4 protein-coding genes are annotated in these 14,174 nt (G+C 68.1%); 2 read left to right on the top strand and 2 right to left on the bottom strand.

Annotated features, from left to right (window positions below):
• Window positions 1-27: 27 nt before the first annotated feature.
• Window positions 28-972, bottom strand: a complete 945-nt coding sequence (locus ACLF6J_RS12410) for a quinone oxidoreductase family protein (protein WP_134351830.1) — start codon at window positions 970-972, stop codon at window positions 28-30.
• 174 nt (window positions 973-1,146) lie between these two features.
• Between ACLF6J_RS12410 and ACLF6J_RS12405 the strand changes: the two genes are divergently transcribed.
• A complete protein-coding gene (locus ACLF6J_RS12405) occupies window positions 1,147-9,045 on the top strand; it encodes an invasin domain 3-containing protein (RefSeq protein WP_421076900.1) in 7,899 nt (2,632 codons plus the stop codon).
• A 186-nt stretch (window positions 9,046-9,231) separates the two neighbouring features.
• A complete protein-coding gene (locus tag ACLF6J_RS12400) occupies window positions 9,232-10,200 on the top strand; it encodes a hypothetical protein (RefSeq protein ID WP_134351826.1) in 969 nt (322 codons plus the stop codon).
• 27 nt (window positions 10,201-10,227) lie between these two features.
• On the opposite strand, the gene hrpA is transcribed toward ACLF6J_RS12400, so the two are convergent.
• Window positions 10,228-14,145: an ATP-dependent RNA helicase HrpA gene (gene hrpA / locus ACLF6J_RS12395; RefSeq protein WP_134351824.1), complete on the bottom strand. Its 3,918-nt coding sequence runs from the start codon at window positions 14,143-14,145 to the stop codon at window positions 10,228-10,230.
• Between the last annotated feature and the right edge of the window lie 29 nt (window positions 14,146-14,174).

Here is a 14,174-nt window from a genome sequence, read left to right as displayed (position 1 = left end):
CATGCGCCCCGATCGACAGAGGCCCGCCTACGGCACCAGGATGATCTTTCCGGAGGCGGCGCCGTACTCCAGGAGCTCATGGGCCCGCACCGCCTCGGCGAGTGGCAACTGCGGTCCGAGCTCGACCGTGAAGTCCCCGGTCTCCAGGAGCGCGATCGTCTGAGGCAGCGCTTCGGCGCGCCATGCGAGCTCCTGGTCGGTGAGCGGCACCGGTGAGCCCCCGGAGAAGGCGCGGATGCCGAACGACGAGGCATCCGGTCCTCGAACGATCGTCGCGATACGGTCGCGGTCGGACACCAGCGCGAGGGACGTCTCGATCGCCTCGTCGGTGCCGGCACAGTCGAGCACCACAGTGACGGCGGCGGGTGCGGTGTGACGGATCCGGTCGATCAGCCCCTCGCCGTAGGCCACGGGGAGGGCGCCGAGTTCGCGCAGCTGGTCGTGGCGGGCAGGGCTTCCGGTCGCGATCACGGTCGCGCCCCAGGCGACGGCGAACTGCACGGCGGCCTGCCCGACTGCTCCCGAGCCTCCGTGCACGAGAAGCACGTCGCCGGCGACGACATCGAGAGAGCGAAGGGCCTGGTAGGCGGTTCCTGCCGGGATGCCGATCGCGGCGCCCTCGGCCATCGTGACCGCGTCCGGAAGCGGCGCGAGGTTCTCCGCGGCGACGGCGAGCGCGGAGGCGTACGTGCCGTGCCCGTCGCGGATCGCCACCCTCTCGCCGACCCGGAGATCGTCGACGCCCTCGCCGAGCACCTCGATCACCCCGGCGCCGTCGAAGCCGACCGGACGCGGCTCGGTGATCGGCGGAGAGGGCCGCTTGCCGCCGCGGAGCTTCGCGTCGATCGGATTCACACCCGCCGCCTCGATCCGCACGACGACCTCACCGCGGGCCGCGACCGGGTCGGGGATCTCGATCAGGTGCAGGACGTTCGGGGAGCCGATTTCGGTGTACACGATCGCGCGAGCCATGTCCCCAGGCTATGCCCGTTCCAGGTTCCCGGCGTGCGCCGAAGATGGGCTTGTGCCCGGTCGATGCCCTGGGCATCCTGACATTACGGGGGTTGGGCCGGGAGGCTCACGATGGCTCACAGACACAGCGCAGGTAGGCCAGAATCTCAACGACGGAGATTCCGCCTGCGAGCGATGGTGGTCGTCGTTGCGCTTCTGACGGTGATCGTTGCCGCGGTCGTGGGCCCCACGCAACCCGCCGTCGCCGCTGACAGAGTCTTCCTCATCGACTCGCTCAGCCATCAGGGCGACGACCTGAGCCCGGGCGACGGGGTGTGTCTGACCTCCACCGGAGTGTGCACGCTCCGCGCGGCGCTGCAGGAGTCCAACGCCAGCGCCGTCGACGACACCATCGTGATCGCACCGGCAGAAGACGTCGATGCCTCCACACCCGGTGTGCAGCCCAGCGGCACGATCGTGGTCTCGGGATCCGGCGCGGCAAACTGGATGCACGTCGGAGCATTGTCGCCCTTCGGAGACGGCGGAGCGGCGTTCCTGGCGACCCGAAGCGTGGTCATCGACTTCCAGAGCCGGTTGGGAGTGGCGTCGCTCAATGACGGCAACGGCGTGGCCGCGTTCTACCTCAACGGTCCCGGTGTGACCGTGCGCAACTTCGAGAACGTCCGCTCCAATGAGACCGCCTTCGTGTTCGGCCCCAGCGGTGACGATGTCACCGTGGAGAACGGCAGCTGCGTCGATTCCGGCAGCATCGCCCTCGAACGGTGCTTCTGGTTCGCCGGCGGCTCGGATCGAGTGACTCTGCGCAACGTGGAGGTCGGCTCCCCGTGGGGTGGCGGTGGTGGAGCGATCGGCATCGCGAACGGTGCGACCCTCAACGATCTGACCCTCGACGCGATGCGGTTCATCAACCCCGACACGGATGCCTATGACGCTGTGGTCGTCCAAGGCGCGGCTGCGCTCACCCGTCTGACGATCACGGGGTCGATCTTCGACGGATTCCAACCCGGTCGTTTCCCGCTCGATCTGCGGGGGGCGACCCTCACCGAGGCTCGGATCGTCGGCAATCGGTTCATCAACATCAACAACACCTCCGGATACACGTCGGTCTGGATCAACCGGGCAGGCAGCGACAACCTGATCTCCCGCAACTCCTTCGAGCACACGCCCGGAAGGACGACCGGATTCGGCGTCTTCTTCAGCGATATGGGGCGCACCGCGTTGCAACCGAGCGGGTGGACGGTCGACTCGAACTCCTTCGACGGTCGGGTGCAGAACTCCGTGTACGTGGGCCCGGGGTCGGGGATCCTCACCGTGCAGCGCAACACCTTCGGTCCGGCATCGTTCGGAGGGGGGACGGCGACGAACGAGACGAATTCGATCGCGCTCGTCCACAACGCGTCGCTGACGGCCAATCAAGGGATCACGACCTGGTTCCCCACCTCCGTGAGTTACGACACGCTGCAGTGCACTCTCGATGTCGTCGTCGCGCCGCCGACCGTGGGCTCGATCCCGCTCGTTCCGGTCGACCTCGACCTCTACTACACGGCCGCCACGCAGGCGGAGGTCTACCTCGGTCGAGCAGAAGCCGTGTCGACGCCGACGACCGTGACCGTTCCCTACACACTCGGCCCCGGCAACATCCGGATCCAGACGATAGCGGCCACCGGGGCGAGCTCGCAGTACTCGCGCATCGTGGCCCAGACCGAGCCGGATGGCTGCGGGCCGCGCGTCACCGTCGACCAGGCGGCCAGTCAAGCCGACCCCACCTCCGAACGTGACATCCGCTTCTCGGTCCAGTTCTCGGAGCCGATCGCCGGTGCGCTCGAAGCCGGCGCGATCGACGTGTCGAACTCGACGGCGCCGGGCGCCCGCGTGGTCGATGTCGTCGCGATCACATCGACGACGTTCGAAGTCGTCGTGCGCGCCGATGCCTCCGGGTCGGTGGAAGCAGGCTTGGCGGCGGGCGCCGTGGTCGATCTCGACGGCAACCCGTCCGTCGCTTCCACGTCCACCGACAACGTCGTCACGTATGTGTCTCCCCTCTCGCTCGCGCCGACCTCGCTCACGGTGACCGAGGGGGAGGCGGGCGAAGACTATGTCGTCACCAAGAGCCTCGCCGCCACTGCCCCGATCACCATCGACCAGGTGATCGCCGATCCGTCGTGGGTGTCCGTCACACCGACGCCGCTGGTCATCGGCACCACCGCGGTTTCGGGATCGGTGACGATCGAGGCCGTCGATGACTTGCTGGTCAACGGCGATCGACCGACCTCGATCGAACATGCCGTCAGTTCCCCCGACCCCAACTTCGACGGCCTGCTCCTCGACCCGGTCGCGGTGACAGTGCTCGATGATGACGAACCGAGCGCGACCGAGTCGCTGTTGGAGACGACCGCAGGATCACGCATCGCCGATGGAACCGACGAGCATTCGGCCATCGTCACCGTCCGCAACGCCGCGGGTGAAGACCTCGCCGGCGTCCTCGTCACCTTCCAGGTCTCCGACGACGCCGACCTCGGCGCGACCTCGTGTGTGACCGATGGGGCGGGCATGTGCTCGGTTCCTGTGACCTCGGTGGTCTCCGGTTTCTTCTCGGTTCAGGCATTCATCGGTGGCGCGATCGAGATCGTCGGGCCTCCGGCGACAGTCGAATTCGTCGCCGGACCGGTCTCCCTGACCACCTCGACGATCGTGTCCTCTGTTCTCTCCTTGCCGGCCGACGGCGAATCCGGCGCGGTCGTCACCGTGACTTTGCGCGATGCGCTCGGCAACCTCGTATCGACGGGCGGGGCGGTCGATATCCTCACCGACGCAGGCCAGATCGTCGGGGTGACCGACAACGGTGACGGAACCTGGACCGGGACGCTCGTGGCGCCCACGACGACGGGCATCGCGACGATCGGCTTCACCTACGAGGGCCAGCCAGGAGAGCAGACGGTGGCGGTCAACTTCACCGCCGGTGAACCGTCCGCATCGACGACGACGATAGCCGTGGACCCGGATTCTCTGGTGGCAGATGGTGTCTCGTCGTCCACCGTCACCGTCACGGCGGTCGATGGCTACGGCAATCTTGTCGGCGTCGGCGGAGCGGACATCAGCATCGCGATCGACACCGGCTCAGTCTCGACCGCGACCGACAACGGTGACGGCACATACACGGCGACCTTCGTCGCTCCGACCACGGCAGGCGTGGCCACGCTGCGACCTGTCATCGACAGCACGGTCGGCACGAATTCTGCACAGATCCAGCTCGTGCCTGGCGAGGCATCGGTGTCGGAATCCACCATCAGCGCCTCGCCGTCGGCAGTCACGGCCGACGGCGTGAGCCAATCGGCGATCACCGTGACGCTGATCGACGCCAACGGCAACCCCCTCGGCGTCGGGGGCGCTGACGTCGAGATCACCAGTGACCTCGGCAGCCTTTCCACGCCCGTGGACTACGGCGACGGCACGTACACCGCGACACTCACCGCGCCTCCCTCACCGGGCATCGCGAACCTGGGCTTCGTCGTCGACGGTGCGACGGGTGAGAACACCACGCAGGTGCAGTTCCTCGCGGGCGCACCTGATGCGGTGACCTCCGGCATCGTCGCCGATCCGACGGCGATCGTCGCCGACGGTGTCTCGACGGCAACGGTCACCGTCTCTGTGCGCGACGCCCAGGGCACGCTCCTGGTCGAAGGCGGTGCAGACGTCGACATCTTCACGGACGCCGGTGCAGTCACCACCACGACCGACAACGGCGACGGGACCTACGCGGCCATACTCACCGCGTCGACCACCGCCTCGGTGGCAACACTGGGCTTCCGCGTGGGCGGAGTGCTGAGTCCGAACACGACGACAGTAGAGTTCGTCGCAGGCGAGGCGGACCCGGGCAACGCTGTCATCGTGGCAACCCCCACGACGGTGACGGCTGACGGCGTTTCGGCATCGACCGTGGAAGTGACCCTCTTCGACTCGTTCGGCAACGCGGTCGTCCCGTCCCCCGGTCAGGCGGAGTTCTCGATCACGGTGGGGACGATCACTGCCCCGACCATCTCTGCCGGCGCGGTCGTCGCCTACGCCACGTCGACGGTCAGCGGTACCGCCGAGGTGTCCTTCACGGTCGACGGGGTTCCCGCATCGGCGACGGCGGAGATCGAGTTCGTCGCCGGCAGCGCCAGTCCAGACGACTCGACGATCACGGCTGTCCCGGACACGGTTGTCGCCGACGGTGTCGCCGCCGCGGAGGTGACCGTGTCGGTCCGCGATGAGTTCGACAATCCAGTGACCACGGGCGTCGTCGTCACCGTCGAGACCACGTCGGGCTCGCTCTCGGTGCCGGTCGATCAGGGCGACGGCACCTGGACGGCGCAGGTGACCTCCGCCGTCGCCGGTGAGGCGGTCGTGTCCTTCCGGGTGGATGGGGTGCTCTCCACGCAGACGGCGTCGGTGGAGTTCGTGGCGGGTGCTCCGGATCTGGGTTCGTCGACGATCGAGGCTGATCCAGTGTCGATCGAGGCGGATGGTGTGTCGAGTTCGGCTGTGACGGTGCGGTTGGTCGATGGGCAGGGGAATCCGTTGGCGGTCGGGGGTGCTGTCGTCGAGATTCTGAGTGATATCGGTTCGGTGTCGGCGACGGTGGATAACGGTGAGGGGACGTATGGGGCGACTCTGACATCGGACACGACCGCGGGGACGGCGACGGTGTCGTTCACGATCGACGGTGCGGCTGCTGCTGCGACGGTTGAGGTGGACTTCACGCCGGGTGCTGCTGATCTGACGCAGTCGTTGATCGATGCTGCTCCTACCGAGCTTGTTGCGGATGGTGTGTCGTCGTCGCAGATCACGGTGACGTTGGTCGATGCCAACGGCAATCCGCTGGGCGTCGGCGGGGATGATGTGGAGATCGTGACCGACGCGGGGATGGTTTCCGGGACGGTCGATAACGGGGACGGCACGTATACGGCGACGTTGCAGGCACCGACGGCGGTGGGGGTGGCCACGGTGGGCTTCACTATCGGCGGGGTGGCTGCGGTGGCGACGGTCGAGGTCGCGTTCGTCGCCGGTGATGCGTCGGCGGACACGTCCACGATCGAGGCGGATCCGACGTCGATCACTGCGGATGGTGTGTCGACGTCGACGGTCACGGTGACGCTGCGGGATGCCGAGGGCAACCCGCTGGCGTCGGGTGGTGTCGCGGTGACGATGGATACGACTGCCGGTTCGCTCAGTGCTCCCGTGGACAACGCGGATGGCACGTATACGTCGACGCTGACGTCGTCGACGGCGGCGGGGCAGGCGACTGTGACGTTCGCGATCGGCGGCGCGGTGGGCACTGATGATGCGGTGGTGACGTTCGTGGCCGGGGTGGCGGATCCGGCGACCTCGTCGATCGCGGCAGTTCCGGGTGTCATCGTCGCTGACGGCGTCTCGACGGCGCAGATCACGGTGACGCTTCGTGATGCGCAGTCGAACCCGGTCACCGATGCCGGCGACATCGTGGAGATCCTCTCCGACATCGGCACCGTCGGGGCGGTGACGGACAATGCCGACGGCACCTATACGGCGGCGTTGACGTCGACCACGCAGGCGGCGACCGCAGTGGTGAGCTTCACGGTCGATGGTGTCGATGGTGTCGCGACGACGGTGGTGCAGTTCGTGGCGGGGCAGGCGGATGCCTCCACTTCGCAGATCGACGCGCAACCGGCGGTCCTCACCGCGGATGGTGGGTCGGAGTCGATCGTCACGGTCACGCTGTATGACGCGTTCGACAACGTCCTGAACGTCTCGGGAGGTGCGGTGGTGATCGAGACGACCGCGGGAACGGTGAGTGTGACCTCCGACAACGGCGACGGGACCTATGACGCCGTGCTGACCTCGGACACGATGACCGGCACGGCCATCCTGACCTTCACCCTCGAAGGAGTCGCCGGGACGCAGACGGCGTCGGTGGAGTTCGTGGCGGGTGCTCCTGATCCCGGCACGTCCACGATCGAGGCCGACCCCGGATTCCTCGAAGCCGACGGCGTCAGCACGTCGACAATCACCGTGCGTCTGCTCGATGCTTCGGGCAACCCCGTCGGGGGAGGCGGGTACGACGTGGAGATGGCGACGACCGCGGGCAGCATCACGACCGCGGTGGACAACGGCGACGGTACCTACACCTCGATCCTCACCGCGCCCACGAGTACGGAGCCCCCGTCGGCGTCGGTGACCTTCATCGTGGATGGAGCGCCCGCGACGCGCTCGGTGGTCGTGGCGTTCGTGGCGGGGGTGCAGGATGCGGGATCGTCGACGATTTCCGTGTCCGAGGACTCGATCGTCGCTGATGGGGTCTCGACGTCGACGGTGACCGTGGTGGTGCGGGATGCATTCGGCAACCCCGTTCCGGGACTCGGGGATGTCGTGGGGATCAGCTCCTCGGCGGGGACTGTCGGGTCGGTGACGGATGAGGGCGATGGGACGTATCGTGCGGTGTTGACGTCGTCGACCACGGCGGGCACCGCGACCGTGTCGTTCACCGTCGAGGATGTGCCGGGTACGGACACCGCCACAGTGGCGTTCGTGGCAGGTTCACCGGATGCGAACTCCTCGACGATTTCCGTGTCCGAGGACTCGATCGTCGCGGATGGGGTGTCGACGTCGACGGTGACCGTGGTGGTGCGGGATGCATTCGGCAACCCCGTTCCAGGGCTCGGGGAAGTCGTGGGTATCAGCTCGTCCGCGGGGACGATCGGGTCGGTGTCGGATGAGGGCGATGGCACGTATCGTGCGGTGTTGACGTCGTCGACCACGGCGGGCACTGCGACGGTGTCGTTCACCGTCGACGGTGTGGCCGGTACGGACACGGCGACCGTGGCATTCGTGGCGGGTCCGCCGGATGCGGGGTCATCGACGATCTCCGCATCGCCTCCGCAGTTCGAAGCGGGAGCAGGCAGCTCGACGATCACCGTTCACCTCGCGGATCGCTACGGCAATCCCACGGTTGAGTCTGTCGGAGTGTCGATGATGACGACTCTCGGAAGCCTCTCCACGCCCGTCGACAACGGCGACGGTACCCACACAGCCACTCTCACGTCGGATGAGCCGGGAACGGCGATCGTCTCCTTTGCGATCAGCGGCGTGGCCGGGGCCGAGGGCGCGGAGGTGGAAGTGCTCGACACCACGCCTCCCGATCCGGTGGTCATCGACACCCCCGTCGACGGTTCGACGGTGGGATCGCGTCCGTCGATAGGGGGTGACGGAGAGCCGGGTGCGACCGTGACGGTGGCTGCCAACGGTACCGACACCTGCACGACCGTCGTCGGTACGGACGGACGGTGGCAGTGCTTCCCCGCGACGCCATTCGAGTCCGGCTCCGTGACACTGGTCGCCGTGCAGACGGACGCGGGAGGGAACACCTCTCCGGACTCCGACTCCGTCACCGTGACGGTCGTGGCTTCGCCGCCGCCCGCGCCGGTGCTCGACCCCACGAACGGAAGCCGTGTTTCCGGCACTTCTCTCCCCGGTCTCACAGTGACGGTGCGGGACAGTGGCGGGACCGTGATCTGTGTCAGCACCGTGGGCGCGGACTCCCGATTCGAGTGCGTACCGGACGAACCGCTCGCGCTGGGCGCGCTCGTGTCGGCGACCGCCGCCGATGAGTTCGGGAATGTCTCCGACGCGACGCTCGTTCGCGTGGGCGGCGCTCGGGTCTCTCTCGCCTTCGGCTCGCGCATCGCCGGCGAAACACAAGGAGTCGTGGGGCTCGGATTCCTCCCCGGGGAGAGCATCGTCGCGACACTGGAATCGACACCGATAGACCTCGGTCGTTTCACCGCTTCGGTCGGAGGGGACATCGCGTTCGAGTTCACGGTGCCGCTGGGAATCGAACCGGGCACTCACAGCGTCATCCTCGTGGGCGAGGACAGCGGTGCCGTGCGTGCGACGTTCGAGGTACGGCCACCGGCGGCGGGTGGTGGCGGCGCACTTCCCACGACGGGCGGCACCGCGGTCCAGCCGTTGCTTCCGCTGGGAGTCGTCCTGTTGCTCGTCGGCCTGCTGCTGGTGGCGGGAAGAGGACCTACAGGCTCGCGTCAGATCTTCGGGTGAACGCGCCTCCTGCGCCACTGACCGCGTGGTCGGACGAAGAGCGATACCGAGCGCATCCTGATCCGCTACTGGATTCGCGCAGTGCCGTACAGATCTGACGTCGTGGAGCACCGACCGGCCGCCACGGCGTCGGTATCTTGCCTGGGCGTGCCGATTCGGCGCGCTCCCTTCGATCAGGACGAACCAATGACCTCCAAGAAAACCGTTGCTGCCCCGCGTGTCGTGGCCACGATCATCGCGAGCATGCTGCTCATCTTCGGCATCGGCGCGCCCGCGATGGCCGACGCCATCGATGACGTGTCGGCTGTCGATCAGCAGTTCCAAGCGGACGCTATGGCCTTCACTGTCGTCTACTCCGATCAGTCCGCGTCAGCGGAGGACGCGGCCACCGCTGCCAGCGATTTCCAGCAGGCGGCGGCATCGGCACAGCACGGCTTCGAGCAGGTCGCCGGTGGCACGGACGAGGAGGAGATCGTCGCCTATGCGGAAGAGTTCGCTCGTGACGCGGGCGACATGTCCGATGCCTCGGGTGAAATCGCCGATGCGTTCGCGGCGCAGGATGCGGAGGCACTGGCGGGGGCGGAAGAGAGTCTGTGGGCGGCGATGGATGCCTACAACGCGACGGTGGACGACTACAACGAGTACCTGACCGCGCTGCCGGTATCGGCACTGGACGATCCGGCGTTCACCGCCTGGCTGAACGTGCTGATCATCGCTGTCGCGTTCTTCCTCCTGTCGCTGGTGTTCGCGATCGTCACTCGGAAGCAGACGGGATTCCTGCCGCCCAAGACCGATAAGCGCGGCAAAGTGCAGCAGGTCTCCTTGCGCACGCTCCGTCTCATGGTCGTGGGGTCGGCGGCTCTGTTCGTCGTCGGTGCAGCGATTCCGTTCTTCCAGATCATCTTCGCGCAGCCGAACGCCAACGGCGAGTACACCTATCGCATCTTCTGGTACCCCTTGGCAGTCGGTGCTGTTCTCACCGTCGTCGGAGTCGTCCGATACTTCCTCGTCGCGGCGAAGGTGCGCCGCGAGGGATCTGCGCCTCAGCACGATCCGTCGGGAGCCCAGGCCATGCCGGTCGTCGCCACAACGTCGACCTCTCCGGCGTCTCCTCCGCCTGCATCCCAAGGAGCTCCGCCGGCGTCGTCGGTGTAACTCTCGGGTCGCTGATCCGTCGGCGGGTCAGCGGCCCGAGAGCGCCTTCATGATGCGCTGCGGCGACACCGGCTGGGCGGTACCCAGGCGCTGCGCGAACACACTCACGCGGTACTCCTCCAGCAGCCAGCGCACCTCGACGAGCGAAGGCGTCGCGTCGCGGCGGAGGGGGATCGTGCCCCCGGCGTCCTCGAACGCGTTCGCCATGCGCTCGTACTCGGTCATGCGGGCGCGGTCCTTGCCCGGCTCGCTGGCGAGGGTCTTCAGGCGGTCGAACATCCCCTCCAGGTAGCGGGGGAACTGTGCGAGACGGTCGACACCGGCGGCGGAGACGAAACCGGCATGCAGAAGGCCGCTCAGCTGGGTGCGGATGTCGTTGAGCGGTCCGAGCAGCGCGAGCGAATTCTGGGACTTGATGCCGCGTTCGACGTCGCGGGACCGGGTGAGGATGCGTGCGACCAGCGAGACGCACGTGAAGAGATCATCGACGAGCGTGGCCGAGACCGCGTCGCGCACCGTCGCGAAGTCCGCCTCGTTGCGCACGATCCCGTCCGGCACGACACGCTCGATGGCCTTGCGGGCGACGGCCGCCCGGCAGTCCTCGATGAGAGCGGCGGCGGACGGGTACGGCGAGGCGGCGAGTGCCAGCTTCTCCTGACTCGTGAGGTGCTCCTGCACATACGAGGAGGGTGAGGGCACACCGAGCAGTACCAGGCGCAGCACGCCGTCGCGGGTGGAGGCGGCAGCGGCCTCCGGGGTCGACTCGACCCGCACCGACACGCTCTTGCCCTGGTCCACGATGGCGGGATAGCCGCGCACGACACCGCCGGCGACCCGGGTGTCGAGCACCTCGGGCAGGTCTCCGAAGGTCCACCCCGTGAGGCCGGTCTGCTCGACCGGAGCCGCGGCGACGCGTTCGGGCCCGCGACCTCCACCGGAGCTCCCGGATCGGGGAGGGGCGGCGATCGAGCGGGCGACGCTGCTGCGCGCACGGTCGGAGAGTCGCGTCTGCAGCGCCCGCAGATCGCGGCCGGAGCCGACGATCCGACCGCGCTCGTCCACGGCGCGGAAGTTCATGCGCAGGTGCGGAGGGACCCGCTCGTCGTCGAAGTCGGTCGCGGACACGAGCTGGTTCGCGAGCGGCTGGATCCGTCGGGCGAGCGCTTCCTTGAGCGTGCGCGGAGGGAGTCCGCCGTGCGACTCCGGGCCTTCCTCGATGAGCTCGGCGCCGAACTTCTCGGCCCAGTCGGCGGCGGGGACGACATGGCGCCGGATCGCCTTGGGGAGCGCGCGCAGCAGCCCCGTCACGAGTTCGGCGCGCAGCCCCGGAACCTGCCAGTCGAAACCGCGGTCCTCGATCTGCGCGAGCAGCGGCAGCGGCACGACCACGCTGACGCCGTCGTCGTCGGCGCCCGGCTCGAACCGGTACGCGAGACCGAGCACCTGGTCGCCCTGCGTCCACCGCGTCGGGAACTCGCGCTGATCCGCGCGTTCCTCGTCGTCGATCAGGTCGCTCTCGCGCATCACGAGCAGCTTCGGCGTGGTGGCCATGGCTTCGCGCCACCAGCTCTCGAAGGAGCGCACATCGAACACCTCGGCGGGGATGCGTTCGTCGTAGAACCGGAACACGGCCTCGTCGCCGGCGAGGATGTCGCGACGGCGCTCACGCTCCTCGAGCTTCTCGAGGCGTTTGCGCAGTTCGGCGTTGCTGCGCCAGAACGCACTCACCCGCTTGTCGATGCGCGTCGGATCCCACTCGCCCTCGACGAGCGCATGCCGTACGAAGAGTTCGCGCGACGCCGCCCGGTCGATGCGGGCGAACTGCACGCGCCGTCGCGGGATGATCTCGAGCCCGAACAGCGTCACCTTCTCGAAGGCGACCGCGGCGCCGGCATCCTTCGACCAGTGGGGCTCGGTGACCTGCCGCTTGGCGAGGTCGCCCGCCAGGGGTTCGGCCCAGGCCGGGTCGATCGCGGCGACCGTGCGGGCGAACGTGCGCGAGGTCTCGACGATCTCGGCGGCGATCACCGCGCGAGGACTCTTCTTGCGCAACCCTGACCCGGGGAAGATCGAGAAGCGGATGCCGCGGGCGCCCCGATACTCCGCGATGCGGCGGCCTTTCGGCTCCTTCGCGGGGGAGTGCGACTTGCCGGCGGGTGCCGTGCGTTCGTCCAGGATGCCGATCTGCGAGAGCAGGCCGGACAGCAGGGCGCGATGGATGGCGTCGGGGTCGCTCGTCCCGGTCTCGTCGCGCGGGCGGTCGGGGGTCTTCACGAGGGTGCGGAGTTGACGGTGCACGTCGAACCACTCCCGCACCCGCACGTAGTTGAGGTGCTCGGAGCGGCAGAGTCGGCGGAACGCACTCGAGCCGAGCTCGCGCTGCTGCTCGCGCAGGTGATTCCACAGATTCAGCAAGGTCAGGAAGTCGCTCGTCGGGTCGACGAAGCGTGCGTGCTGCTGGTCGGCCTCCTCGCGGCGCTCCTCCGGCCGCTCGCGCACGTCCTGGATCGTCATTCCCGAGACGATCGCGAGCACGTCGCGAGTGACCGAGCCGCCCGATCCCCTGCGTCCCGCCTCGATGAGCATCCGTGCGAACCGCGGGTCGATCGGCATGCGCGAGATCTCACGCCCCGTGCGCGTGAGGTGCGGGGAGCCGTCACGGCGGGAGGGCTCGACCGCGCCGAGCTCGGTGAGCAGGTCGAACGCCGCCTTCACACCGCGGGAGTCGGGCGGGGTCAGGAACGGGAAGGCGCTGATGTCGCCGAAGCCGAGCGAGAGCATCTGCAGGATGACCGATGCGAGTGACGTCCGCAGGATCTCGGGCTCGGTGAATTCCGGCCTCCGGTCGAAGTCCTCCTCCGAGTAGAGGCGGATCGCGATGCCGTCGCTGGTGCGGCCCGCGCGGCCCGAGCGCTGGTTCGCCGAGGCCTGCGAGATCGCCTCGATCGGCAGGCGCTGCACCTTGGATCGGTTGCTGTAGCGCGAGATCCGGGCGGTACCGGTGTCGATCACGTACTTGATGCCGGGAACGGTGAGACTCGTCTCGGCGACGTTGGTCGCGAGGATCACCCGGCGGCGCACGCCAGGCACCCGACTGCGCTCGAACACCCGGTGCTGATCTGCAGCGGAGAGGCGTCCGAACAGCGGAAGCACCTCCGTGGGGGCACGGTCGTTCGCGTAGGCGCCCCGCACAGCGTCGGCCGCGTCGCGGATCTCGGCTTCGCCGGGCAGGAACACCAGCACATCGCCCGGCGCCTCCCGGTCGAGCTCGCGCAGCGCGGAGACGATCGCCGAGACCTCGTCCTCCGGGTCGCCGGCCTGATCGTCCTCGTCGGGGTCCTCCGACGGTCCGCGGTAGCGGATCTCCACGGGATAGGTGCGCCCGGACACCTCGATGATCGGAGCCGGGGTGCCGTCGGCCGCCGCGAAGTGCTTCGCGAAGCTCTCCGGATCGATCGTCGCCGAGGTGATGACGACCTTGAGGTCGGGGCGCTCGGGCAGGATGCGTGAGAGGTAGCCGAGGAGGAAATCGACGTTGAGGGAGCGCTCGTGCGCCTCGTCGATGATGATCGTGTCGTAGCGCGTGAGCAGTCGGTCGCGGTGGATCTCGTTGAGGAGGATGCCGTCGGTCATCAGCGCGATGCGGGTGGCATCGGAGACCTTGTCGGTGAAACGCACCTTGTAGCCGACCAGGGTGCCGAGCTCGACCTGGAGCTCTTCGGCGACACGCTCTGCGATGGTGCGGGCCGCGAGGCGGCGTGGCTGCGTGTGGGCGATGCGCTCCCGCCCGAGTTCGAGGGCGATCTTCGGCAGCTGTGTCGTCTTGCCGGATCCGGTGGCCCCCGCGACGATCACGACCTGGTGGTCGCGGATGGCGTCGGCGATCTCGGCCCTGGCTGCGCTGACGGGCAGCTCCGGCGGATAGGAGATCACAGGGGAGGACATAGCCCTCCATCGTATGACGGGTTCGGCCC

It is taken from the genome of Microbacterium sp. IO18 (genome assembly GCF_049099505.1).
Lineage (GTDB): Bacteria > Actinomycetota > Actinomycetes > Actinomycetales > Microbacteriaceae > Microbacterium > Microbacterium aurugineum.
This window is presented reverse-complemented; position numbering and strand designations above follow the sequence as displayed.